This window comes from Bradyrhizobium sp. (assembly GCF_049691595.1).
GTDB lineage: Bacteria > Pseudomonadota > Alphaproteobacteria > Rhizobiales > Xanthobacteraceae > Bradyrhizobium.
In genome coordinates this window covers 1-23,978 of sequence record NZ_JBAVNZ010000556.1, presented here as the reverse complement: position 1 = coordinate 23,978, position 23,978 = coordinate 1, and the positions used below count along the sequence as shown (strand labels likewise).

Sequence of the window (23,978 nt, the reverse complement as noted above, 5' to 3'; positions counted from 1 at the left end):
GCCCGGACCGTCGCGCCAGCTTCCGGCAAGTGCGAGGTGATGCGATGAACGACACCGCCGATCACGGCATTCGCTTCGGGCGAATTGCTGCCATGCTCCCTGCAAGAGACATCGTAAGGGAAGGACTATGGGCTCAGAGCCTTTGTGTTCGAGGACCCAGACGGCAACCGCATCGATGTCGGCCAGCCGATCTGAAGCCGCCATCCGCACTTCCGCCGATGGAACGAACATCGCAGCCTCTCAAACACAGGAGTACGGATCATGTTGGCGCGAGTAATCCTTTGCTCCTTGTTTCTGGCTTGTGCCTTCACGCCTGCCAATGCTCTGACCCAGGAGGAACTTCTAGCCAGGCTCGAAGCCGCGGGCTATTCGCAAGTCCGGGAAAACGGGTCCGGGAAAATCAAGACGTTCAAAGCGGTCAAGAACGGCAAGGAAGTGTCGGTCATCGTGGATAGCCGCGGCCAGATCAAAGAGCTGCAATAGCAGTTAAATCCCTGACGGCTGCTCGCAGCCGTTTGGCGCGACAGAAGCATTGCGCTGCGACGCCAATAGCTACTTGTCAAACGGCATGCATCCTCACAACTGCGAAGCTTTTGTTCGTAAGCTTCGCGCATGCAGGATTCCGAACGGATCTTCGCGGCGGGTGAGCCTGCGATAGGTGGTCAGGTCATCTTGCTGCAGCGCCGGTCCCTCGCCTCGTCGCATGTCGGAGCTCGTGTTCGCCCCAAGCGGTAGTGCGGTGCCAAGACCAGCATAAAGGTATCGGTCACCGAAAGCTTTCTTCAACGCTGCGAACATTGGCTCGCCCGTGCAGTGGCCCGGCGCAATGCTTTCGACCTTGAAGGTATCTTTCAGAGCCGCCACCGCCCTTGCGATAACCTCGTCAGACGCAACGACAAGGTGGAAACCGCCGGCAATCAGATAAACTCTAGGATTGATAGCTGCCGCTGCCTCGACAATCTTTTCAATCCCTGGATGCGAGCAGCCGACCACCAGCACCAGGCCCTCTGGAGTGTTGACAGCAAGAGATAGCTCCTTGAGCTCCTTCGTGCCAGGAGCATCGGACACCAACGCTATCAGCGTCATGCCCGGGGCGATTTCGGTGGTCTTGTCGATCAGTTCGAAGTTGGCGCCACGCCACGCCGCGCCGAACTTCATGACTTGAGGTGGTGCGCCTCCGTAGTAGCGCATCTCCGGCGGCAACGTCTCATCTTTTCGGTAGAAGCTCGACGGCAGCGACGAACCGTAGATGCCGAACCCCTCTTTGGGCGCATAAATCTTCACCGTCGGATTGACACTCAAAACATAATTCAAGCCTGCCATGTGGTCCGAATGCCGGTGTGACAGGACGACGAAATCAAGGGTTTTGAGGTCAACTCCCTTCGCCTTCACATTGGCTGCAAATATGTCGGCGTCATTTCCGGTGTCAAACAGGATTCGTTTGCCGGCGATCTCCACGAGGGCGGAGAAGCCCCAGTCTCTGGTCATCGAAGGATCGGTTCCGAACGCATCGTAGAGGATAGTGATCTGACTTTTGGACTCGGGCGCAGCGGCTCTGGCTGGTGCGGCAATCGAAATGAGCATTGAAAGTCCTGCTGCGATGAGGAACGTCGCGCGAAGCTTCATGAGAGTTCCTCCTTACGAGCATACAGCCATTGAAATTGCTTTTCGTCGGACTGAGCAATCAGTTTAATATTCGAAGCACCGCCTCGTGTGCAGGCGTTGGAACTTCCGCCGCGTTTCAGCGTGCTTTCACAGGAAGGACAAGGATCTGGCCGGGATAGATAAGATTTGGATTTCGGATTTGGCCCCGGTTCGCTTTGTAAACCACTGCGTATCGCATGCCCGTGCCGTAGGTGACACGGCTGATGCGCCAGAGGCTGTCGCCATGGGAAACGATCCTGGTCGCTGTCTCGGGCACGGCCGCGGCAGACGTCGGCTCTCCATCTGACAGAGGGGCGGCGGCGGTCGCGTGCGGCGGCTGTCGGTTTGCCACCGCCGTTTCCGGAACATCAAATGGCATCTCGGCGCGCGGACTGACCGTGGCGGAGCGGGACTCCATCTCGGCTAGCGCGACCACCACGCTTTGTTTGGATGTTGTCGGCTTGCCGTCCGGCTGTCTGGACCTCAATGTCAGCTGGTAGTTCCCAGGAGGAAGCCGGGGCGGGACCATGACGAATTGTCCAGATTGATCTGCGACCGCTCGATCATGGGGCTCGCCGTTGCGCAGCAGTTCCACAATCGCGCCTGGCGCAGCCCCGCCGGCAATTACCGCGTCACCAGTTGGCTCAATGCGGGCAATGTCGAAGACGGGCACCGACTGATCGGTGTCCGGCGAGCGGGGTGATACCGCAGGTGCAGCCGCCACGGCGTCTGCTTCAGCTTGTGCCTTTGCGAGCGCGGCCGAGCCTTCATCCCGAGCGCCCGACGCAGGCGGCGAAACCGTCGGCGCGGCGGTTGCGGCCCTGGTTTCAACCGGCGGCTCGCGCCGTAGGTGCGTGATGCCAAAGGCAAGTGCCGCACCAAACGCAGCAACAAGCGCGAGAGACGCCACGACTATTCGGCTCATCGATGTAACAGCCATTGACGGTGGCCAGATCGTTGGCTCGTTAACCCCCGCGGGGATTCACTTTGCGCCGATTTGTTCCGGTCATCAAGTCTGCCTAACCGGGTACCATCGGTCAGTCGTGCTGACCAATACACATTCGCGCTGCCAACGAACACCATTGATATTTCCTGCGATGGTCGCCCCGCGCTGATGAGGTGATCGAGTAGGTCGATTGGCACGAAGCTGCCGATCCCTGTTGTCCGCCGTTCGGTCGCTAACGGGAATAGCGGACATCGATCAGGCCGCGCCGAGCAAACTCGATTTGTAAGTACGCGGCCTGGCTGCCAACCATACGCCGTTTGCTGAGAATGATGGGTTTCGCAGGGATCTCAACCCATCCTGCCGCCCTATTCCCTCACCGGCACCCAGATTTCGAGCCCGCCATGGCCGGTGAGCGGATCGAACTTCTCGTCATAGCGCTCGAAGCTGGGCGCGTCGGCGGCCGTCATGCCCGACGCCGGCAGCCAGTGATTCCAGATCGTGTTGACGGTGCGGCGAATGGTCGAGATGTGCTCGCGGTGGGTGAACACCGCGTATCGCTGCGCGGGGATCCGAACGCGGCTGAATTCGCGCGGCAGGTCGGAGAAATCGGCCACCTCGACGCCGGCGATGTAGTCGAAATTCCCGGCATCGTCGCCATTGCAGCAGACGCCGTAGGCCACCTTCCCGATCCGGCCCGGAATGTTGTCCACGACTTGATGAAAGCGCTGCCACTGGTTGGGAATGCCGGCGCCGCCGTTCTCGTGATTGTAACGCTCGCCGACACCGGCGACGAGCAGCGGCTTGCCGGCCTCGAAACGCGGCGGCTTGAGATGATCGAGCGCGGTTGAATCCATCATGATCGGCTCCTGCAGCTTCAGTCTGTCGAGGCACGTCGTGGCGCGGACTCTTTCGGGCGTGACCCCGAAATGGTCGCGGAACGCGCGGGTGAAGGCTTCGTGCGAGCCATAGTCCGCATCGAGCGCCAGCGTGAGGATATCGGGTGCGCCACAGGCCAGCGCGCGCGCCGCCTCGCTGAGGCGACGGGCGCGCACATAGCGCATGACCGAAAACCCGGTCGCGGCGGCGAACGCGCGCACCAGGTGAAAGCGCGAGACGTCGGCGATCGCGGCGATCTCGTCGAGGGTCAACGCCTCGGCCAGATGGCTTTCGATGTACCACAGCGCTTTCTGGGCTGGATTCATGGACGATGGCCTTGGTTCGAGGCGGCGGCATCATGCGCGCTGGCAATACGGTTCATTTGACAGTCCTTGCTCTCGCCGCGCCCGGGCACGCAATCCGTTCCGCATTGCGGAAATGAATGGCAAAGGCCCATGCTGGCAACCGCATCCCGGTCGTGCATACTGCCAGCCTGCATTCGATCCGACGGCTCACACCAAGCGGCCCCACCAGCCAGGACCGCATGAGCCTCGGCCGGCACGTCAGGGAGGACGATGATGCACCACCGCGTCTTGAGCCATGCCACATCCATCGCGCTTGCGGGACTATTGGCCGTCGCCATCGCAAGCCCGGCCCACGCCCAGAAGAAATACGATCCGGGCGCGACCGATACCGAGATCAAGGTCGGCAACATCATGCCCTACAGCGGCCCGCTCTCGGCCTATGCCACGATCGGCAAGACCGAAGCCGCCTATTTCAACAAGATCAACTCCGAAGGCGGCATCAACGGCCGCAAGATCACCTTCATCTCCTATGACGACGGCTACAATCCGGCCAAGACCGTCGAGCAGGCGCGCAAGCTGGTCGAAGCCGACGAGGTTCTGCTGCTGTTCAACGCGCTCGGCACCCCCGGCAACACCGCGATTCAGAAATACATGAACGCCAAGAAGGTGCCGCAGATATTTGTCTCCACCGGCGCCGCCAAGTGGAACGATCCAAAGAACTTCCCGTGGACCATGGGCTGGCAGCCCAATTATCAGACCGAAGCCCGCATCTATGCCGCCTACATTCTCAAGAATCATCCGGGCAAGACCATCGGCGTCATGTATCAGAACGATGACTTCGGAAAGGACTATGTGATCGGACTGCACGATGGTCTGGGCGACCAGGCCAGCAAATTGATCGTGGTGGAATCTTCCTACGAGACCACGTCTCCGACGGTGGATTCGCAGGTGGTCCAGATCAAGGCGGCCAATCCCGACATCTTCATCAATATTTCGACGCCAAAATTCGCGGCGCAATCGATCAAGAAGCTCGGCGAGTTGAAATGGAATCCGATCCATTTTCTCACCAACGTTTCGGTATCGGTCGGCAGCGTGCTGAAGCCGGCGGGATATGACAACGGCCAGGGCATTCTCAGCGCGGCCTATCTGAAAGACCCGAAGGATCAGCAGTGGAAGAACGATCCAGGCATGAACGAATGGCGGGCCTTCATGACCAAATGGTATCCCGAAGGCGATCAGGAGGACGCCGCCACGGTTTTCGCTTACGGCGTTGCCAGGGGCCTCGAGCAGGTGCTGCGGCAGTGCAAGGACGACCTCACGCGAGAAAACGTGATGCGACAGGCAGCCAACCTGAATTTCGAGATCGGCATCTTTCTTCCCGGCACCAGGATCAAGACAGGCCCGACCGATTTCGCACCGCTCGAGCAGCTGCAGATGATGCGCTTCAAGGGTGAGAGCTGGGAGCTGTTCGGCCCGCTGATGTCAGGCGAGAAGAACTCGTAAGCCTGCTGTCGGTTTATCCCTCGCCCTTGCGGAGGGGGATAAAGGACGCTTACTTCGCCACATCCTTCGCTGGCGGCGCATCGGCCTTTTTCTTCAGATCCTCGGCGGTCTTGTTCTGCGCCGCCTGCAGATCGTCCACGATCTTCTTCAGGCCTGCGACGGTGCCCTTCAATCCCTCGATCTGACGGTTGGCGGCATCGAGCTTCTGCTGATGATCCGCCGTCAGTCTGCCGATCGTCTTCTGCAGGAAATCGACATTGCTCTGCAGGCAACTGGTCCGCCGCTCCATGGTCTTTTCGACGGTGCAGATTTCGATGCCGGGAACATCCTGGGCAAGGACCTGCGGGCACAGGCATGGGAGCAAAAGCACTGATACGGCAAGCGCAGTCCGGAAAACCATCGAAACCTCACCCAAATGGCGCCCAATCACGGCATTTTGCACGGAGAGCGGGAACATCGCGAGAGATACCACACTGATACCTCATTCCGGCGTACCCTAGGGGGTGGGCTGGATATTTGGGCACCGGGAACTCGGGTGGGCGCGGGCGCGCCCCGACAGCGGAGAAAAATCAGATGGCGACGCGCGAAAAGCGGCTGGCGCAATTCGACGGCAACGGCGAACCGCCGCCGGACCGGCCGGTCGAAGTGCTTTGCGAGGATCACAGCGGGACGTATCAACTGCCGTTCGCCTGCCGCTGGGTTGACGGCCAATGGCGCAATAGCTCAACCGGCGGCGCGGTCGAAGCCACCGTGGTCGGCTGGCGTTTGCCGCGTGTCAGGCAAGCGGGGTTGGTCTGACGCCCATCCAGCTGTGCCACAATGCGACGAGGACGCGCGCGACGTTAAGGTCCGGAACAGCGACGGAACGAAGCGCGCCCGAATCAGCGGTCCGGCCTCGTACTCGCTTGTTCACGGCTAGATGTTGGTCGCGGCCCCAGGCCGCGCACTACACCCAGCACGGCCACGATCGGCCGCAACCAGCGGCCAAGGACAAAGGTTAATTCCTCGGGCGATGACATGACCGTCACGCACGCGATCGGACTGCTGGGCGCCCATCGCATGGCGCGCTAACATCCCGGCAACGACGACCGATCCAGGAGACGTCGCGGGAGCAATGGCCATGCGGTTCACTTCAACAAATTTCCGCGCGCTCGCGCTCGGCGTCGTTGGCGCATGGCTGCTGACGGGCGCCGCCAACGCCGCCGAAATCCGCGTCATGATCTCGGGTGGACTGACCGCGGCCTACAAGGCGCTGGTCCCGGAGTTCGAGCGCACCACCGGCCACAAGGTGCTGACCGCCTACGGGCCGTCGATGGGCACCACCGTCAACGCGATTCCGGTCCGGCTGGAGCGCGGCGAGCCCGCCGATGTCCTGATCATGGTCGGCTATGCGCTCGGCGACCTCGCCAAGCAGGGCAAGGTGATATCAGACAGCCGCGTCGATCTGGTGAAATCGCCGATTGGCATCGCCGTGAAGTCGGGCGCGCCAAAACCAGACATCGGCTCGGCCGAATCGGTGAAGCGCGCGCTGCTGGCGGCGAAATCGGTCGCCTATTCCGACAGCGCCAGCGGCGTCTATGTCTCGACCGAGATGTTTCAGAAGCTCGGCATCGCCGAGGCGATGAAGGACAAGGCCAGAAAGATTCCGGCGGTGCCGGTCGGCGAAATCGTGGCGCGCGGCGACGCGGAAATCGGTTTTCAGCAGATCAGCGAGCTGCGCCCCGTGGAAGGTATCGACATCGTCGGGCCGCTGCCTGAGGAATTACAGAAGATCACGGTGTTTTCCGCCGGGATCGCCACGGTCTCCAAAGAACCCGACGCCGGCAAGGCGCTGATCAAATTCCTCGCCTCGCCCGCGGCGCGTGGCGAGATCGTCAAGAGCGGCATGGACCCGATCGCGGCCGCCGCGACGAACTAGCGGCACCCGGTGCGGATCACTGCGTTTTGGCCCGGATCGGTGTGTCCTTCAGGCCGTTATTGTCATAGGCCTTGCGCAGCGTGCCGTTCGAAATGGCTTCCGTCATGAAGGCGGTCGCGAACGCCAGTGCCAGCGGATGGTTCAGCGGCACCGCCACCGCGGTAACGGTCTGTTTGAAGGTCTCGCCCAGCACGCGCGTGCCCGGAATCTTCCTCGCCATGGCGTTGAGCTGGTCGCGCGACAGCGCAAAGGCATCGACCTCGCCGTTGTTCAGCAGGCCGAAGATCTCGTCATAGGTCTGGTAGCCCGTCACTTTGGCGTTCTTCAGATGCGCGATCGCGCCGCGCATGGTGGTGGTGTTGTTGACGGCCGCGACCTTGACGCCGGGCTGGTCGAGGGTCTGGAAATCGGTCGCGGTCGAGCCGGCCTTGACGATGTAGGTGGCGTCGGCGACCTCGTAGATCGGCCCGAACAGCATCTTGGTTTCGCGTTCGGGATCCTTCGGCAGGAAGGTTATGTCCCAGCTGCCTTTGGCGGCGGCGTCGACGATCTGCCCGGAATTCTGGTGCGCGACATATTCGACGCCGACGCCGAGCTGCGCCGCCATTTCCCTGCCGAGGTCGACCGGCACGCCGGCGTAGCCGCCGGCCTCGGTCCTGGTGGACCAGAACGCGCCGCCGGCCGGGCTGATCGCGATCGCCACCCGCAGCTTGCCGGTCGGCGCGATCTCGTCTTTCAGGGCATCGGCGCGCGCGGGACCGGCCATCATGATGGCTCCAACAACGAGGCCGGCCATGCACGGAAAAATTCGATTGAACATCGGATGCGTCTCCCCTCGGCTGGTTGTCGTGGTCGAGCCTTCAACACTCGCGTCGCAAGTCCGGCGCTAGGGCACCTTGCCGACCGTCATGATCTGGGCCCTGACATTGACCGGCGAGGTCGGACGCAGCGCGTCCTGCAACTGCTCCTCGCCGAGCCCGATCGCCTGAAGCCGTTTCGGCGAGATCTTGAAGGTCGTCACCAGCGCGTCCCGGATCGATTCGGCGCGCCGCTGACTCAAGGCCAGATTGAAGTCGCGGCGGCCGCTGGAGTCGGTGTGGTCGACAATCAGGAAGGTGTACGGCAGCAGCCTCGGATCATACAGCGCGTCGGCGATCCGGCCGATCGTTGGATAGGACTGCGGCCTGATGATGGAAGTATCCGGATCGAACAGCACGTCGAAACGGAATTGCGGCAGCTTCAAAAGCTCGCCCGCGATCGGCGGCCGCTTCTGCGGCACCGGATCGGCCTTTGACTTGACCCGGTCGGCGGCCTGCTGGCGCAAGGCGGCGACATTCAGCTCCGGGATGCTATCGAGACCGACAAGCTGGTCCGCGGGATTGCCGGCCGCGGCGGCCGGCTGGGCGCGTGCCGGAGCCGCCGCGAGCATGATCAAGGCGCCAACCAGCACGACGACATCGCCCAGAAATCCGTTTCCCGGTCGCATCAGCGATATCCCGCCGCTGTCATCGCCTGGTTGCAGGCCGATGAGACGCCGCGCTCGGCCGTCAACAGGCACTGCAGAACCTTGCCGACCTGCTTCTGCGTTTCGCCGCACACCTTGACGGCGTCGCGTTCGCAGGTCTTCCAGACCGCGGCGCGCGCCGAAAGCCGCTTCTGCAGGGCATCAAAGGCGCGGGGAAAGTCGCCTCGGCATTTTTGCGACAGGCTGTCCTGATTGCGGTTGAGGCAGTCCTTCAGGCGGGTGGGGTCGAGATTTACGCCGCGGCAGTTATCGTCGATATCCTTGCCGCAGCTGCCGCCCAGAATTGCCATCGAGTCTTCGAACCTGATCGTCTCCGCCGACGCCATCGCAGGTGCGGCCACCGCAACAATGAAAAGGACGGCTCGAATTCGACTCATGCGCGCACCTCACACAAGGAGGGTGGCGATGGTCAAGTCTGATCTTGCGCCGACCGCCCGACAGGGGGCTATTTCGCCGCAACAAATGGTCGCGGGGGGTTTGATCCGTTCGCCGGCCTCCCCTGCTCCGATCAATTCGCGGAGGCGGCCGGCACCCTGATCTCGGTCGGCAGGATAAGGGCGGCGGCAATCACCAGCAGGCACAGGGCGGCAAAGGCGTGCAGCATGGTGACGAAGCCGCCCTGCTCGTACAGCCATGCCACCAGGCCCACGGACGCGCCAGCCGCGGTAAAGCCGATGAAGTAGCGGATCGAATAGGCGCGCGAGCGCCATTGCTCGCTGGTATATTTGCCGACCATGGCGTCATTGACCGTGACCTGGCCGAACGCGCCCATCACGATGCCGATCGAGGCCAGGATCAGCGGCAGGTTCGACAGCGTTGCCGCCAGATACAGGAACGGCGCCAGCATGAAGGACAGCGGCAGCGAGACCGCCTTCAGCGAATAGCGGTCGATCAGTTTTCCGATGGTGTATTGCGTCATGGCGCCGAACACATAGACGCAGGCCGCGATCACCCCGAGCAGCGCCGGGCTGCCGGTCAACTCGGCGAGCCGCTCGGCGAACAGCTTTGGCAGCGCCACCGTCACCGCGTTGAAGGTGGTCGATACCGCGATCACCACGATCAATAGCGCCAGGATCACCCGCCACATGTCCTCTTTGGCCACCCGCGCCTGCGCGGCGGCCTGCCGGGTGCCGGCGCGGTCTTCATGCACCACCGTCAGCGCAAAGCCTGTGCCGATCAAGACCGTGACGATCCCCGGGACGATGTAAGCCCAGCGCCAGCCGAGATATTGCCCGATCACGCCGGTAACCAGCGCCGACGACGCCACGCCGAGATTGCCCCAGACGCCGTTCAGCCCCATCTCGCGGCCGAGCCGCTCGGCATAGGACACGATCATGGCGGTGCCGACGGGGTGGTAGATCGAGGCGAACAGGCCGATTGCGAGCAATGCCGCGCCGAGCTGCAGCGGGCTCTGGACGAGGCCGACCGCGATCATCGAGGCGCCGATGCCGGCAAAGAAGATCACCATCATGTGGCGGCGGCTCCAGCGGTCGCCGAGCCAGCCGGTGATCAGCGAGCCGGCCCCGAAGGCGACGAAGCCCGGCGTCGCGTAGGGCAACAGCTCCGAATAGGCCATGCCGAGCGCCGGCCCCATCACGATGACCGCGGCAGCGAAGATCAGCATCGAATAATGGTCGATGAAATGGGCTGAATTGACGAAGCCGATCACCCGGCCGGGGCTGTTCATGCGCAAAATCCCTGAATCCTCTTATCCTCTGGAATAGGTTATAGGTTCTTGTCCTGACGGGATGTCGCCAATGACTATCGCCGAAACGCCAATCGCTGCCATTCTGAGGGGCCAACGCGCGACCGGCGACGGCGTGCATCTGGTCGCGCGTGCCTACAGGAAGGGCGTCCGGCTCGACCCCCATATGCACCGCGAGGCGCAACTGGTCTACGCCGCCACCGGCACCATGCAGGTGACGACACCGAAGGGCCGCTGGCTGGTGCCCCCCGACCGCGCGGTCTGGGTGCCCGCACTGCTCGAACATGCGATCGACGTGCTTGCCGACATCCAGATGCGGACGCTGTATTTCGACCTGGCGTGGCTCGAGCGCGAGGCGCGCGGCGACAGCCTCGATGCGGAGTTCGTGGTTCGGGTGTCGCCGTTGTTGCACCAGGCGATCCTCGCGCTGTTCGACGCCGGCAACGATCGGGAACGAACCAGTTTGCTGCTGAAGCTCGCCATGCTGGAGCTGGACCGGGCCGAGGATTCCGCGACCTTCATTCCGCTGCCGCACGAGCCGCGCTGCCGGCGCGCCGCCGACATCGTGCTCGGCGATCCCACCGGCGCCCATGAGATCGAAACGCTGGCGCGCGAGGTCGGCACCTCGGCGCGGACGCTGTCGCGGCTGTTCTCGTCGGAGACGCAACTGAGCTTCAAGAGCTGGCGCCAGCGCGCCCGCATCGCCGGCGCGATCGAAAAACTGTCGACCGAAGCCAATGTTTCGGTCAAGCAGCTCGCCGCCGATCTCGGCTATGCCAGCGTGCCGGCGTTTTCCCACGCCTTCCGCCAGGTGACCGGCAAGACGCCGACGCAGTTCGCGGAGAAGTCGTGAGAGAGACTCGTCATATTTCGGTACTATCGATGCGCTTGATTGTGATCGGCACTGCCCTAAATCCTGTATAGGATTCCATACTCATTGGACTCGACCCGCTGATATGGCCAACGCCTTTTTCTCCGAGCTGCTGTCGACGATTTCCGAACGCGGCCGCACGCTGCTTCGGCGGGGCGGCCCCTCCAACGCAAAACAGGACGCATCCGAGCTGCTCGCATTATGCGAGGCGCTGCTGTCGGGCCGCGGCGAGGCCTCCGGCACCGCGATGGCCCGCGAAGTGCTCGACCGCTACCATCACCTCGACGCCGCCGGCCGGGTGGCGTTCTTCGAGACGCTGGCCCGCGAATACGGTCCGGACCGCGAGAAGCTTTCGCAGGCGATCGAGAGCTGGCGCGCAGAGCCGAGCGACGACGACGCCAGCGATCTGCATTTTGCGTCCGAGCCGCGGCGGCAGGAGCTGATCCGCCGGCTGAACCGCGCCCCGGGCGGCACCAGCGACCTGGTATCGATGCGCGCCGATCTGCTCGACCTGATGAAAGACAGCAAGGATCTGGCCGCGCTCGACCGCGACGTCGTGCATCTATTGTCTTCGTGGTTCAACAGGGGATTTCTCGTGCTGCGCAGGATAGACTGGTCCACGCCCGCGAATATTCTGGAACAGATCATCCGCTATGAGGCGGTGCACGAGATCCGCGACTGGGACGACCTGCGCCGCCGCATCGATCCGGTCGACCGGCGCTGCTACGCCTTCTTTCATCCCGCGCTGGCCGAGGAGCCGTTGATCTTCGTCGAGGTGGCGCTGACCGAGACCATCCCCACGGCGATCGCGCCGTTGCTCGCCGAAGAGCGGCAGCCGGTGCCGGTCGAGCGCGCCCGCACCGCGGTGTTCTATTCGATCTCGAATACCCAGCGCGGGCTCGGCGGCATTTCCTTCGGCAGTTTTCTGATCAAGCAGGTGGTCGAGGAACTCCGGCGCGAACTGCCGAAACTCGATACCTTCGTGACGCTGTCGCCGGTGCCGGGCTTCATGCCATGGCTGAAACAGGCAAACGACGTGCCGATCTCCGACGAAGAGCGGACGCTGCTGGAAAATCTCGACAGGCCCGACTGGTTCGAGAATCCGGAGCTGACCGCGCAGCTCCGCGCCGTGCTCGAGCCGCTGGCGGCGCATTACTTCCTCAAAGCGCGCACGCCGAAGGGAAGACTGATCGACTCGGTGGCACGATTCCATATCGGCAACGGCGCGCGGCTGGAGCGGATCGACTGGCTCGGCGACCTCTCGCCGAAGGGCCTGCGCGAATCCGCCGGCATCATGGTCAACTATCTCTATCGCCTCGAGGATATCGAGAAGAACCACGAGGCCTACGCCAACCACGGCGAAATCGCCGCCTCCAGCGCGGTGAAGAAGCTGCTCAAAAACGAGAGCCGGCGACTTTTGGATATGCGGCTGTCGTAGCCCTGAGCGTCATTGCGAGGAGCACTTGCGACGACGCAGTCCACACTTTGGACGAAAAAGACTGGATTGCTTCGCACACCAGTCGCGCATTCGCGCGACCGCTGGCTCGCAATGACGGTGGACCTCCCTCCCCCACACCTGATTGGCGACGTCCACCGCGAGCTTCAGCTTGGGGCAAACCATGCTGCGAGAATGCGAAGCCACGACCGCGCCACATCCCCGATGTCGTCCCGGACAAGCGAGCGCAGCGAGTGTCGATCCGGGATCCATAACCGCGAATGTTCGCCGTTGCGCCGCGCTGGAGCTCCGATCCCTTTCACCATGCACATCGGTGGTTAAGGGTCCCGGCGTTCGCCGGGACGACGCGGAGAGAAAGATGAGGCTCCATTAAAGTTGAATCCGGCCGCACCACGTCATTGCGTTAGCTCAACGAGCGAAGGCGGAAGCAATCCATTCTTCCTTTTGCGCGGCCCCATCCTCGCAATGACGGGTAACGCACGGCCGCCCCTCAAGGCGCAGCCTTGTCGCGGAAATACGGCTCTACCGGACCGTGAACCTTGATGGTCAGCGGATGGCCGTAGCGATCCTTGGCGTTGCCGGCGGTGACGCGCACCCAGCCCTCGCTGACGCAATATTCCTCGACATTGGTCTTCTCGACGCCCTTGAAGCGAATGCCGACGTCGCGCGACAGCACCGCTTCATCGTAATAGGGGCTCTTCGGATCGGTCGACAGGCGATCCGGCAACTGGTCGTTGGTGGTCTCGTTCTTCTCGTTCACAACAGGGCCTCGATTTCTCGCTTCAAGCCTTCGGGGGTCGCGGTCGGCGCATGCCGCGCCACCACCCTGCCGGAGCGGTCGACCAGGAATTTGGTGAAATTCCATTTGATCGAGGGACCGAGCAGGCCGGATTTCTCGCGCGTCAGGTATTTGTAGAGCGGATGCGCATTGGCGCCGTTGACGTCGATCTTGGCGAACATCGGAAACGTGACGGCATATCTGGTTTCGCAGAATTGCGCGATCTGGCTGGCGTCGCCCGGCTCCTGGGCGCCGAACTGGTTGCAGGGAAAGCCGAGCACCGCAAAGCCGCGCGGCGAAAGCGCCCGGTGCAATTCCTGCAGGCCCTTGTATTGCGGCGTGAACCCGCAGGCGCTCGCGGTGTTGACGATCAAAAGCACCTGGCCCTCGAACCGCTTCAGCGCAACCTCCTCGCCCTCGAGCGTCCTGGCCGTGAAATCATAGATGCCTGGCATCATGTCCTCCCGGTTCAGCCCGCGGGATCGATCGCCGCCGACGGCGTGCCTCCCGCTTCGATCGCCTCGCCCGCGGCGAGACAGAGGTCCTCGCGATATCGGCCTGAGACGACCTGAACGCCAACCGGCACACGCCCCACCAATCCCGTCGAAACCGTTAGCGCGGGAAGCCCCATGAAGGGAATGGCAATCTGCGGCAGTTGCGCGTGCCACACCCGTGCGAAGGAAGCATCGTCCTTGCGGTCGAGCTGGTCGGGAAACGGCAATTCGCCGGAGACCGGCATCACCAGCACGGCGTAGCTCTCGAAAAACGCCAGCCATTCGCGCGTCAGCGTCGCGCGCCGCGTCAGCGCCTTCGACAGCGCGGCGCCATCGAACGGCAATACCTTGGCCTTGTTGCCGCGCAGGCAGGCGAGCGCGCCGGGATCGCCCTCGCGCTCGGCGGCTTCGAGCTGCGCCTCAAAGCCGTCGCCGAGCCAGAGTTTTGTTTGCAGGTCCGCAGGCTCCCGCAGCGGCGGCGTATTTGCGATCTCTTCGACCGTCCAGCCGGCGCGCTCCAGCCGCTTGCCGGCATCGGCGACCGCGGCCTTCACTTCCGCGACCGGCTCGAGACCATCAGGGTTGAGGCACAGCGCCGCGCGCTTCGGCATGAAAGGTCCCGTCAGCGGCGCCGGCACCCACCAGGGATCGCGGAAATCCCTGGCCGACATCGCGGCGAGCGCGATCCTGAGATCGGCGACGGTGCGCGCGAGCGGGCCGGATACCGCGCTGATCTGCGGCCCGATCGGCCGTTCAGGCAATGCGGCGTTGAAGGCCGCGATGCGGCCGACGGTCGGCCGCAGGCCATGCACGCCGCAGGCGTAGGCGGGATAGCGAATCGATCCCGCGATATCGGTGCCATGGGCGACATGCCCGATACCGGCGGCGACGGCTGCTCCCGCGCCACCGGATGAGCCGCCCGGCGTGATGCCGGGGTCGCGCGGATTTTTGGTGTCGCCATGCACGAGGTTGGCGGTGAACCAGCGATAGGAAAAGGCCGGGCAGTTGGTGCGCCCGAGAATGACGGCGCCGGCCTTGCGCAAATTATCGATCACCGGGCTGTTGGTCTTTGCGATCACGTCGCGCTGCAGTTTCAGGCCATTGGTGGTGGCAAAGCCCTGCTGGTCGATATTGACCTTCACCGTGACGGGCACGCCCGCCAGCGCGCCGGCATCCTCGCCGCGGGCGATCGCGGCATCGACGCTTGCGGCCTGGGCCAGCACGTCCGCCGGCCTGTGGTCGACCACCGCGTTGATTTTTGGATTGACCGCGTCGAGCCGCGCCAGGGCGGCCGTCGCGGCCTCCTTCGCCGAGACTTTTTTCGCTCTTATCAGCGCGACGAGGTCGGTGGCCGACAGGCGCCAGAGGTCTTGCATCTGAAACTCCGTTTGATCACCGCTGTTGTAGCGCCGCACGAAAGGCGGCGCCAGCACCGGGCCGCGGACGGAGAGATTCTAGCGTACCCGGGCGATGTAATAGGCGAGATCGGCGATCTGCTCTTTGGTCACCGGGCCCATCACGTCGGCCATGCTGCCGTCATAGCCGCGGCGGCTGTTGTCCTTGTACTCGGCAAGCGTCCTGGCGAGATAGTCCTCGCGCTGGTTGGCAATGCGCGGGACGTTCTCCTTGCCGGAAAAGTCGGCATTATGGCAGCTGTTACAGCGGTGCTGCTGTGCCAGCGCCTGGCCGACCCGCATTCGCGCGGGCTCACCGGTATCGGCCGGCGGCGCGGGCTTCGGCAATCCGGCGATGAAATCGGAAAAAATCCGCAAATCGTCGTCGGACAGCGTCTTCGCCATCTCGTTCATCGGCTCGAAGCTACGCAGCTTCTCGCGAAACATGAAGAGCTGGATCAGCGCATAGGGCGCCTGCTGCGCGCCGAGCGAGGGCGTGTTCTCGGTCCCGGACTGTCCGCGCTCGCCGTGGCAGGCAAGGCATGGCGCGGCGCGCTGCTCGATGGTTTCCGCGCCGGCCGATAAGGCGATGCAGGCAAACGCCAGCGCCGTGATTATTTTTCGCATCGGACTATCCTGGCGTCTTGTCGTGGCGAGAAACAAGGCGGCGAAGCAACCCGGCCCGCCTTCAATGCCTTCCGGATTGCTTCGCGGGGTTTAGCATCGGGCGCGCATTCGCGCGACCCGCTGGCTTGCACCCGGTTGCTTGCAATGACGCCCTTTTTACGGCGTGTCGCCGCCTATTGCGCGGCGACCTTCTGCTTGCCGTAGGTGACGCGATAGACGGCGCCGTTCCAGTCGTCGGAGACCAGGAGCGATCCGTCCTTCATTTGCAGCACATCGACCGGCCGGCCGATATACTTGTTATCCTCGAGGAAGCCGGTGATGAACGGCTCGGTCGACTTCATCGTGCCATCCTTGTTCAGTTTGACCAGGACCACATCGCCGCCGACTTTCTTGGACCGGTTCCATGAACCGTGCCGGGCAACGATGATGGCGTTCTTGTAGGACTTCGGGAACATGTTGCCGGTATAGAACCGCATGCCCAGCGAGGCGGAATGCGGGCCCAGCAGGCCGATCGGCGGCGTGAATTCGCTGCAGGAACGTCCCCAGCCGAATTCAGGGTCGACGATATTGCCTTGCAGACAATAGGGCGCGCCAAAATGCTCGCCGATCTTGGTAACGCGATTAAGCTCGTCCTCAGGGACGTCTTCCGACACCCAGTCGCGGCCGTTGTCGGTGAAGTAGAGCTGCCTGGTTTCCGGATGCCAGTCGAAGCCGACGGTGTTACGGACACCCTTCGCGACCACTTCGGCGCCGCTGCCGTCGAGATTGATCCGCCTGATCTGGCCGTGCGCGTCGTCATGCAGCACGTTGTTGCCGGGCTGCCCGACCGGCACATAGAGCTTGTTGTCAGGACCGATGGCGATGAACTTCCAGCCGTGGGCTTCGTCCTTCGGCAGATTGTCATAGATCATCGTCGGCTTCGGCGGATTGTCGAGATTGTCTTCAATTTTGTCGAACTTGGAAACCTTCGACAATTCCGCGATGTAAAGCGTACCATTCTTGAACGCGACGCCGTTCGGCCGATGGAGCTCCGACGCGAGAACCTTGACCGTGCGCTTGCCCTCCTTGTTGGCGATGGCATAGACCTTGCCGACGAGGCGGGTGCCGACAAATACCGTTCCCTTGTCGCCTTCGGCGAGTGAGCGCGCGTTGGCCATGCCGGCGGCATAGATCTCGATATTGAAGCCGGGCGGCACCTTGAGCTTGGCGATCGGCAGCTTGTCGGGCGCCGCGGCAATCGGCGGCGGCGCGATCGGCGCGAGTTTTGCCGCGGCTTCATTGTCCGCGGGCCGTCCGATCAAGGGCGAACCCGGAGGAAGCGGCGCCGCCGCGCCAGCGGCCGGCGGATTGGCGGGCTGCTGCGCCGCCGCGGCAAAGGTGAGTGCGCAAAAGAAAGCGCCGGCCAGCAACAGGCTGCGCGGCACGGACGAATGGCTCATCATGGTTTTCTCCCCTGCGGAAGCCTTCTTTCCTCGCGGGCAATCGACATGGTGCCCCGCGCCGGTGGCCTTCCTCAATCGCAGTCTCCGATATTTGTCCGCCGGTGCGCAATCGGAAAACATGACCGGACAAAGGCAAGCCTGCGGTGCAGCGCGGAAACGGCCTCGCGCGGCGTCAATGCCTGGTCATCGAGCGGTTGGGCATGTCGATGATCGCCTCGACGAAGGGAAACTCCAGCACGATCTCGCCCTCGTCATCGGTCACTTCGATCACGGCATTCAAGAGCGCGCCTTCGGCGCCTTCCGTCTTCAGGATTTCCTGGATCATCGCGCGCGCCATTTCCCATGCGCGGTCGGGATTCCGCAGCACTTCGCCTTCGGGATCGGAAATCAGCTCATCGCCGATACGGGTGTTGAAATAATATCGCGGCATCGGCTGCAATTGACTCCGATCAGGGCCCTCACGGTCGACGGCCGGTGAATCCTACAGGCTCTTTACGCGGAGCAGCCATGCTCCGTCGACTCCAAGATCGCCATCGGCTGGTGCACAGGCAACCGCGAAACCGTTGATCCCACGAGCTTTTGAGGTTGAGACCCCGCACAACTACGTGAATTTCTTTTCGCGGTGCAGCATAAATTTCGCGGGGGGAAGATATCAAAGATTTAACTGGCGAAGTTTTCGATCTGCACTAGTTTATCCAATGAGGGCGGAATTCGTCCGGATTCAACAGGAGAGCCAAATGGCCTGGAAAGCACCGAAAATCGTCGAAGTCTCGGTCGGGATGGAAATCAACATGTATATGTGCGCCACCCGCAAGTAAGCGGCAGCGCACTTCACGTCTAACGCAGGTGGACCTCCGGGCCTGACATGTTCCCGATAAGGGGACGATGTGTTTGGCCGGTGTCCACCTCGTCACGTTTGTACCATCAGGTTCAGGTTTTTCCAGGAGACGGATCATGCTTCGCGTCGTCGTCCTGGGCGCCGCGGCAGGTGGTGGCGTTCCGCAGTGGAACTGCGGATGTCCGGCATGCCGGACCGCGCGGACCGAGCGTCCCGAACTCCGGAGCACCCAGGCCTCCATCGCCGTCAGCACCGATGGCGAGCATTGGTTGCTGGTCAACGCCTCCCCCGATCTGCGTCAGCAGGCGATCGCAACGCCACAGCTTCACCCCAGGGCAGGCCAGCTTCGCCACAGCCCGATCGCGGGCGTTATCCTGACCAACGGCGAAATCGATGCCGTCGCCGGGCTGTTGTCGATGCGCGAGGGTTCGCCCTTTACGATCTACGCCCATGCGCGGGTGCTTGCCATTCTCGGATCCAACAGCATCTTCAACGTCCTGAGCGAGAAGAACGTGAAGCGTCAGCCGATCGAGGTCGATCAGGCCTTCGAGCCCGCTTTGCCGGATGGCTCGCCATCCGGCATCGAAATCCTGCCGTTCGAGGTTCCCGGCAAGGGCGCATGGTATCTGGAAGGCAAGGCGCATCCTGCCGGGGGCAATGCGGCAGGCGATACGCTCGGGCTTCGGATCGCGGACAAGGCGAGCGGCAAGTATTTCTTTTTTCTGGCGGCCTGCGCGCGCCTGACCGACGACCTCAAGTCCCGGCTTGCCGGGGCGCCCCTGATCTTCTTCGATGGCACCGTGTGGCGCGACGACGAATTGATCGTCGCCGGGCTCGGCAACAAGACCGGGCAAGGCATGGGACATATCGCGATGTCAGGCGATCACGGCGCGATCGAAAGCCTCGCCGGTCTCGACATCGCCCGGAAAGTGTTCTTGCATATCAACAACTCCAACCCGGCGTTGCTGGCTGGCTCGAACGAGCGCAAGACCGCCGAACATGCCGGCTGGCAAATCCCCGCCGACGGAACGGAGATCACGCTGTGAACGCAATGACAGGAATGACCGCCTTCTCGCTCGGCAAGGGCGCTTCGCTCGACAGCGCCGAGGAACTGGAAGCGATGCTCCGCCACATCGGCGCGACGCGCTATCACAATCTGCATCCGTTCCACCGGCTGCTGCATGGCGGCAAGCTCAACAAGGGCCAGGTGCAGGCCTGGGCGCTGAACCGCTACTACTATCAGAGCACGATCCCGCTGAAGGACGCGGTGGTAATCTCGCGCTTTCGCGACCGCGGCATCCGGCTGGAATGGCGGCATCGGATCGAGGACCATGACGGCCATATCGGCAGCGAAGGCGGCATCGAGCGCTGGCTGAAACTGACCGAGGGCCTCGGCCTCGACAACACTTATGTGGAATCCACCGAGGGCATTCTGCCGGCAACGCGTTTCGCGGTGGAAGCCTATGTGCATTTCGTCCGCGACAAGAGCCCGCTCGAGGCGATCGCCTCCTCGCTGACCGAATTGTTCGCGCCAAACCTGCACGAGGAGCGCATCTCGGGCATGCTGGCGCATTACGACTTCGTCAATCCCGACATCATGAGCTATTTCAGCCGGCGCCTGACGCAGGCGCCGCGCGATGCCAATTTCGCGCTCGACTACGTCAAGAAACATGCGACCACCCGAGCCGAGCGCGAGACGGTCTGCAATGCGCTGATCTTCAAGACCAATGTGCTATGGGTTCAGCTCGATGCGCTGTATCATGCCTATGTCGAGGGGCACGTGCCGCCCGGTGCGTTCGTGCCGAAAACCGACTAGAGGCGATCGATGGCAAGCCGCAACATCAGCGTCAGCGAGGCGAGCCGGCCGAAACTGCCGCGGCACACAAGACTGAAATTCGATGAAACCCGGCAGGTCTGGGTGATTTTGGCGCCGGAACGCGTGCTGGCGCCGGACGAAATCGCGGTCGAAGTGCTGCAACTCTGCGACGGCGTCCGCAGCGTCGCCGACATGGTCGACCAGCTCACCGCCAAATACTTGGCCGAACGCGGGGCGATCGCGACCGATGTCATCGCCATGCTGCAGGACCTCGCCGACAAGGGTTTTCTCACCGAAGCGCGCGAGAAGACGTCATGAGCACGGTTTTGACCGGCACCAAGGCAGCAGCCGCCAATCCCAGTGACGGGCTCGCGGTGCTGGAATCGCGCCGTTCGGCCGCCGAGACCTTCGGCATTCCGCTGGCGGTGCTGGCCGAGCTGACGCACCGCTGCCCGCTGCAATGCCCCTATTGCTCCAATCCGGTCGAGCTCGATCGCGGCGGCAGCGAACTCACCACCGCGGAATGGAAAAAGGTTCTGACCGAGCTCGCCGAAATCGGCGTGCTGCAGATCCATTTCTCCGGCGGCGAGCCGACCGCGCGCAAGGATCTGGTCGAACTGGTCAAGCACGCGACCGGTGCCGGGCTCTACTCCAACCTGATCACGTCGGCGGTGCTGCTGACGAAGGAAAAACTTGCCGCACTGGCCGAGGCGGGCCTGAGCCACGTCCAGATCAGTTTCCAGGGCAATGAGCCCGTCGTCGCCGACCGCGTCGCCGGCCTGAAGAATTCGCACGCGAAAAAGATCGAAGCCGCAAGATGGACGCGCGAGCTGGATTTGCCGCTGACGGTCAATGCCGTCATGCACCGCCAGAACCTGCATCAATTGTCCGACATCATCCAGATGGCGGTCGATCTCGACGCCGACCGGCTCGAGGTCGCCAATGTGCAATATTACGGCTGGGCCCTGAAGAACCGCGCCGCGCTGATGCCGACCATCGCGCAGATCGAGGAGACCAGCCGCATCGTCGAGGAAGCGCAGCTCCGCCTGAAGGGCGTGCTTGCGATCGACTATGTGGTGCCGGATTATTACGCGCTGCGGCCGAAGAAATGCATGGGCGGCTGGGGCCGGCAGTTCTTCAACATCTCGCCCGCCGGCAAGATCCTGCCCTGCCACGCCGCGGAGACCATCACCGGACTCGAATTCCTGTCGGTGCGATCGAATCATTCGATCGCCTGGATCTGGCAGAATTCGGAAGCCTTCAACCGCTATCGCGGCACCGGCTGGATGCCGGAGCCGTGCCGGAGCTGCGAATTCAAGGAGGTCGATTTCGGCGGCTGCCGCTGCCAGGCTTTTGCGCTGACCGGCGATGCCGGCAACACCGATCCGGCCTGCACGCTGTCGCCGATGCACGAGCAGATTTTCAAGACGGCGGAGCGCGAAGCAGCCAGCGATCAAAACCGTTTCCTCTATCGCAACTTCGCCGGCGGTACGCTGGAGACGGATGGCGACCATGGCGCCTGACGCCGACGCGGGTAGATCCTCACGCCAACACGCCGATCCCTTTGCGCCGCTGACCTCGGAACTGCTGCCGGTCGGCGACGGTCATGAGGTCTATGTCGAGAGCGTCGGCCGGGCCGACGGCATCGCCGCGCTCTATCTGCATGGCGGGCCCGGCAGCGGCTGCCAGCCCGATCACCGCCGGCTGTTCGACCCCGAGCGCTTCCACGCGATTCTGTTCGACCAGCGCGGCGCCGGCCGCAGCCGTCCCAAGGGCCGCCGCCAGGACAATACGCTGCCGCATCTGATCGCGGACATCGAGATGATCCGCGAAAAGTTCGGCATCACACGCTGGATGCTGGTCGGCGGCTCCTGGGGCGCGACGCTGGCGCTGGCCTATGCGCAGGCGCATCCGCGGCGGGTCACCGGCATCGCGCTGCGCGCGCCGTTTTTGGGCACCCGCGCCGAACTCGAAAGCGCGTTCCTCGCCGTGCTGCCGCGGTTCTATCCCGGTCTTTACGAAGATTTTATCGGCGTGCTGCCGCCGCAGGAACACGCGCATCCGCTTGAGGCCTACTATCGCCGCATCCTCGATTCCGACCCTGCCGTGCACGGCCCGGCCGCGCGCGCCTGGCACGACACCGAACGCATCCTGTCGGAACACACGCCCCATCGCGGGCGGCTCGATCTCGCCGCGCTGAACGCCTCGCACGCCCTGCCCGCGACGCCGTTCATGGAAGCGCATTATTTTCAGAACGACTGCTTCTTGAAGCCGGACCAGCTGATGGCCGCGGCCGGCAGGCTCGCCGGCATTCCCGGCATCCTGGTGCAGGGCCGCTACGATCTGCTCTGCCCGCCTTCGACCTCGCATGCGCTCGCCGCGGTGTGGCGCGACGCCGAGATTCGTTTCGCCGAAGGCGCCGGACATACGCTGTACGATCCCGGCGTGAGGGACGCCGTGATGAAGGCGATCGCCGATCTCGCTTCCGGAATGACCAGATAGGGATTTTCAAAAGATGCCGCTGGCCGGAACAGGCATGCTGCTGACGTCGATGGATATCGATGCCGCCGACGAGGCCGAATTCAACCGCTGGTACGACCGCGAACATCTCGAGGAGCGCGTCGCCATCGACGGATTCCTCGAGGCGCGGCGCTACGTCGCCCATGAGGCAAAACCGAAATACCTCTGCCTCTATTCCACCGCGACCTTCGACGTACTTGACAGCCCAGCCTATCGCGCGGCGCTGACCAACCCTACCGACTGGTCGAAGACCAATCTCGCCCGCTTCAAGAACATGATCCGCGCGGTCGCGCGCATCACCGTCAGCCGCGGTCAGGGCCGGGGCGCTGCGCTCGGCATCATCCGCCTCCGGCCGCCAGCCGGCGGCGAAGAGCGACTGCGCGCCGCGCTCGCAGCGCAGCTTGACCCGGCCAAGCTCGATGGAATCGTGTCGATGCATCTGATCGAGAACGATCCCGTGCTTTCAAGGCCCATTACCGATGACCCTCCGGTCTCCGACCCCGGTTCGGGCGACTGGTTCGTTCTGATCGATGCCACCCATGTAAGTGCGGTCCCGGCGGCCGCGGCGCGCATCCATGACAATGCCGCCTTCAAATCGCTGGAGATCTCAAGCGGCGTCTACCATCTGATGTGGGACTTGGCGAAGAGCGACCTTCCGCGCGCCTGAAAACGGGCCGAAACGCCGCGCGCTGCATGCTGCACTGCCGCATGACGTTCGCGGGTTTACCACAGGCGCGGGTCGGGCCAATGAAAGCTGGAGATCGCGCAAAATTGCCTTTGTGTGTGCTCTGGAATGGCTTTAATAAGATCAGCCTATGATGCAATTCAAGAACCACAAGAACGCCACCCCGAGCGTTCGCAGGCAAAAATAAGGCCGCGCCGTTATCCAAGTTGGCGCGGACAGGTAGAATGAAACCGACTGATATCTCGGCGCCGGACTACTTTCACAAGGTAGTCGACTGCCAATGGGCTTGCCCCGCACACACGCCAGTTCCCGAATACATCCGGTTGATCGCAGAGGGGCGTTACAGCGACGCCTATATGATCAACTGGAGATCGAACGTATTTCCCGGCATTTTGGGACGCACCTGCGACCGCCCGTGCGAGCCGGCGTGCCGGCGCGGCCGCGTCGAGGAAAATCCGGTCGCGATCTGCCGCCTCAAGCGCGTCGCCGCCGATTTCAAGGATGACGTCAGGCACCGCATGCCGCGCCGTGCGCCGAACAACGGCAGGCGCATCGCGCTGATCGGCGGCGGTCCCGCCTCGCTTGCGGTCGCGCGCGATCTCGCCCCGCTCGGCTATCACTGCACGGTGTTCGAC

At 63.1% G+C, this 23,978-nt stretch carries 27 protein-coding genes and 2 pseudogenes; 15 read left to right on the top strand and 14 right to left on the bottom strand.

Translation table 11 applies throughout. From position 1 onward, the window contains the following. Window positions 1–120 precede the first annotated feature (120 nt). Both WCE35_RS22500 and WCE35_RS22495 read left to right on the top strand, forming a co-directional pair. A pseudogene (locus WCE35_RS22500) lies at window positions 121–195 on the top strand (VOC family protein); the annotation flags it as partial. 66 nt (window positions 196–261) lie between these two features. Then, the gene (locus WCE35_RS22495) at window positions 262–483 is read left to right on the top strand and encodes a hypothetical protein (RefSeq protein ID WP_424595517.1); all 222 of its coding nucleotides are present in this window, start codon (window positions 262–264) and stop codon (window positions 481–483) included. A gap of 93 nt (window positions 484–576) precedes the next feature. Here the strand turns inward: WCE35_RS22495 and WCE35_RS22490 are convergent, their stop codons facing one another. The 3 genes from WCE35_RS22490 to WCE35_RS22480 all read right to left on the bottom strand — a co-directional run bounded on the left by WCE35_RS22490 (window position 577) and on the right by WCE35_RS22480 (window position 3,792). Further along, entirely contained in the window at window positions 577–1,584 is a 1,008-nt protein-coding gene (locus WCE35_RS22490; protein WP_424595520.1) for an MBL fold metallo-hydrolase, read from the bottom strand. Between the two features lie 157 nt (window positions 1,585–1,741). Beyond that, entirely contained in the window at window positions 1,742–2,584 is an 843-nt protein-coding gene (locus WCE35_RS22485) for a LysM peptidoglycan-binding domain-containing protein (RefSeq protein WP_424595516.1), read from the bottom strand. A gap of 371 nt (window positions 2,585–2,955) precedes the next feature. After that, the gene (locus tag WCE35_RS22480) at window positions 2,956–3,792 is read right to left on the bottom strand and encodes an AraC family transcriptional regulator (RefSeq protein ID WP_424595515.1); all 837 of its coding nucleotides are present in this window, start codon (window positions 3,790–3,792) and stop codon (window positions 2,956–2,958) included. Window positions 3,793–4,041: 249 nt separating this feature from the next. Between WCE35_RS22480 and WCE35_RS22475 the strand changes: the two genes are divergently transcribed. Beyond that, window positions 4,042–5,274, top strand: a complete 1,233-nt coding sequence (locus tag WCE35_RS22475) for an ABC transporter substrate-binding protein (protein ID WP_424595514.1) — start codon at window positions 4,042–4,044, stop codon at window positions 5,272–5,274. 49 nt (window positions 5,275–5,323) lie between these two features. Here WCE35_RS22475 and WCE35_RS22470 read toward each other — a convergent pair whose 3' ends face one another. Further along, complete coding sequence (locus WCE35_RS22470) at window positions 5,324–5,674, bottom strand: hypothetical protein (protein ID WP_424595513.1); 351 nt, start codon at window positions 5,672–5,674, stop codon at window positions 5,324–5,326. Window positions 5,675–5,847: 173 nt separating this feature from the next. On the opposite strand from WCE35_RS22470, the gene WCE35_RS22465 reads away from it, so the two are divergent. After that, window positions 5,848–6,072, top strand: a complete 225-nt coding sequence (locus WCE35_RS22465) for a hypothetical protein (protein ID WP_424595512.1) — start codon at window positions 5,848–5,850, stop codon at window positions 6,070–6,072. Window positions 6,073–6,394: 322 nt separating this feature from the next. Next, entirely contained in the window at window positions 6,395–7,192 is a 798-nt protein-coding gene (locus WCE35_RS22460; protein ID WP_424595511.1) for a substrate-binding domain-containing protein, read from the top strand. Between the two features lie 16 nt (window positions 7,193–7,208). Here the strand turns inward: WCE35_RS22460 and WCE35_RS22455 are convergent, their stop codons facing one another. The 4 genes from WCE35_RS22455 to WCE35_RS22440 form a co-directional block, all read right to left on the bottom strand. Beyond that, window positions 7,209–7,958, bottom strand: coding sequence for a transporter substrate-binding domain-containing protein (locus tag WCE35_RS22455; protein ID WP_424595519.1), 750 nt, complete (start codon window positions 7,956–7,958; stop codon window positions 7,209–7,211). 120 nt (window positions 7,959–8,078) lie between these two features. Then, window positions 8,079–8,678: an OmpA family protein gene (locus WCE35_RS22450; RefSeq protein ID WP_424595510.1), complete on the bottom strand. Its 600-nt coding sequence runs from the start codon at window positions 8,676–8,678 to the stop codon at window positions 8,079–8,081. Then, complete coding sequence (locus WCE35_RS22445) at window positions 8,678–9,094, bottom strand: hypothetical protein (protein WP_424595509.1); 417 nt, start codon at window positions 9,092–9,094, stop codon at window positions 8,678–8,680. Before WCE35_RS22445 ends, WCE35_RS22450 begins: the two co-directional genes overlap by 1 nt. A 131-nt stretch (window positions 9,095–9,225) precedes the next feature. After that, on the bottom strand, window positions 9,226–10,404 hold the full coding sequence (locus tag WCE35_RS22440) for an MFS transporter (protein ID WP_424595508.1): 1,179 nt from the start codon (window positions 10,402–10,404) through the stop codon (window positions 9,226–9,228). Between the two features lie 70 nt (window positions 10,405–10,474). Here WCE35_RS22440 and WCE35_RS22435 point away from each other — a divergent pair, with 70 nt between their 5' ends. Continuing rightward, entirely contained in the window at window positions 10,475–11,275 is an 801-nt protein-coding gene (locus WCE35_RS22435; RefSeq protein WP_424595507.1) for an AraC family transcriptional regulator, read from the top strand. Between the two features lie 103 nt (window positions 11,276–11,378). Continuing rightward, entirely contained in the window at window positions 11,379–12,731 is a 1,353-nt protein-coding gene (locus WCE35_RS22430) for a malonyl-CoA decarboxylase (RefSeq protein ID WP_424595506.1), read from the top strand. A gap of 508 nt (window positions 12,732–13,239) precedes the next feature. Here the strand turns inward: WCE35_RS22430 and WCE35_RS22425 are convergent. The 6 genes from WCE35_RS22425 to WCE35_RS22400 form a co-directional block, all read right to left on the bottom strand. Continuing rightward, on the bottom strand, window positions 13,240–13,509 hold the full coding sequence (locus WCE35_RS22425) for a DUF3297 family protein (protein ID WP_424595505.1): 270 nt from the start codon (window positions 13,507–13,509) through the stop codon (window positions 13,240–13,242). Next, entirely contained in the window at window positions 13,506–13,982 is a 477-nt protein-coding gene (locus WCE35_RS22420) for a glutathione peroxidase (RefSeq protein WP_424595504.1), read from the bottom strand. Before WCE35_RS22420 ends, WCE35_RS22425 begins: the two co-directional genes overlap by 4 nt. Before the next feature lie 14 nt (window positions 13,983–13,996). Next, window positions 13,997–15,397, bottom strand: a complete 1,401-nt coding sequence (locus WCE35_RS22415) for an amidase family protein (protein WP_424595503.1) — start codon at window positions 15,395–15,397, stop codon at window positions 13,997–13,999. A gap of 78 nt (window positions 15,398–15,475) precedes the next feature. Continuing rightward, window positions 15,476–16,042, bottom strand: a complete 567-nt coding sequence (locus WCE35_RS22410; protein ID WP_424595502.1) for a c-type cytochrome — start codon at window positions 16,040–16,042, stop codon at window positions 15,476–15,478. 173 nt (window positions 16,043–16,215) lie between these two features. Then, window positions 16,216–17,484 carry a PQQ-dependent sugar dehydrogenase gene (locus WCE35_RS22405; protein WP_424595501.1) on the bottom strand — a complete coding sequence of 423 codons (1,269 nt, stop codon included), beginning with the start codon at window positions 17,482–17,484 and terminating at the stop codon, window positions 16,216–16,218. A 172-nt stretch (window positions 17,485–17,656) separates the two neighbouring features. Then, on the bottom strand, window positions 17,657–17,914 hold the full coding sequence (locus WCE35_RS22400; RefSeq protein ID WP_424595500.1) for a DUF6894 family protein: 258 nt from the start codon (window positions 17,912–17,914) through the stop codon (window positions 17,657–17,659). Window positions 17,915–18,221: 307 nt separating this feature from the next. Here WCE35_RS22400 and pqqA point away from each other — a divergent pair, with 307 nt between their 5' ends. The 8 genes and pseudogenes from pqqA to WCE35_RS22360 all read left to right on the top strand — a co-directional run. Next, window positions 18,222–18,302: a pyrroloquinoline quinone precursor peptide PqqA gene (gene pqqA / locus WCE35_RS22395; RefSeq protein ID WP_035635412.1), complete on the top strand. Its 81-nt coding sequence runs from the start codon at window positions 18,222–18,224 to the stop codon at window positions 18,300–18,302. A 136-nt stretch (window positions 18,303–18,438) separates the two neighbouring features. After that, window positions 18,439–19,368 carry a pyrroloquinoline quinone biosynthesis protein PqqB gene (gene pqqB, locus WCE35_RS22390; protein WP_424595499.1) on the top strand — a complete coding sequence of 310 codons (930 nt, stop codon included), beginning with the start codon at window positions 18,439–18,441 and terminating at the stop codon, window positions 19,366–19,368. 14 nt (window positions 19,369–19,382) lie between these two features. Next, the gene (pqqC, locus tag WCE35_RS22385; protein ID WP_424595518.1) at window positions 19,383–20,138 is read left to right on the top strand and encodes a pyrroloquinoline-quinone synthase PqqC; all 756 of its coding nucleotides are present in this window, start codon (window positions 19,383–19,385) and stop codon (window positions 20,136–20,138) included. A 9-nt stretch (window positions 20,139–20,147) separates the two neighbouring features. Further along, window positions 20,148–20,456: a pyrroloquinoline quinone biosynthesis peptide chaperone PqqD gene (gene pqqD / locus WCE35_RS22380; RefSeq protein ID WP_424595498.1), complete on the top strand. Its 309-nt coding sequence runs from the start codon at window positions 20,148–20,150 to the stop codon at window positions 20,454–20,456. After that, complete coding sequence (gene pqqE, locus WCE35_RS22375) at window positions 20,453–21,661, top strand: pyrroloquinoline quinone biosynthesis protein PqqE (protein WP_424595497.1); 1,209 nt, start codon at window positions 20,453–20,455, stop codon at window positions 21,659–21,661. The genes pqqD and pqqE overlap by 4 nt, the downstream gene beginning before the upstream one ends. Next, window positions 21,651–22,640, top strand: a complete 990-nt coding sequence (gene pip, locus WCE35_RS22370) for a prolyl aminopeptidase (RefSeq protein WP_424595496.1) — start codon at window positions 21,651–21,653, stop codon at window positions 22,638–22,640. Before pqqE ends, pip begins: the two co-directional genes overlap by 11 nt. 13 nt (window positions 22,641–22,653) lie before the next feature. Continuing rightward, on the top strand, window positions 22,654–23,325 hold the full coding sequence (locus WCE35_RS22365) for a hypothetical protein (RefSeq protein ID WP_424595495.1): 672 nt from the start codon (window positions 22,654–22,656) through the stop codon (window positions 23,323–23,325). Window positions 23,326–23,567: 242 nt separating this feature from the next. Next, a pseudogene (locus tag WCE35_RS22360) lies at window positions 23,568–23,978 on the top strand (FAD-dependent oxidoreductase); the annotation flags it as partial.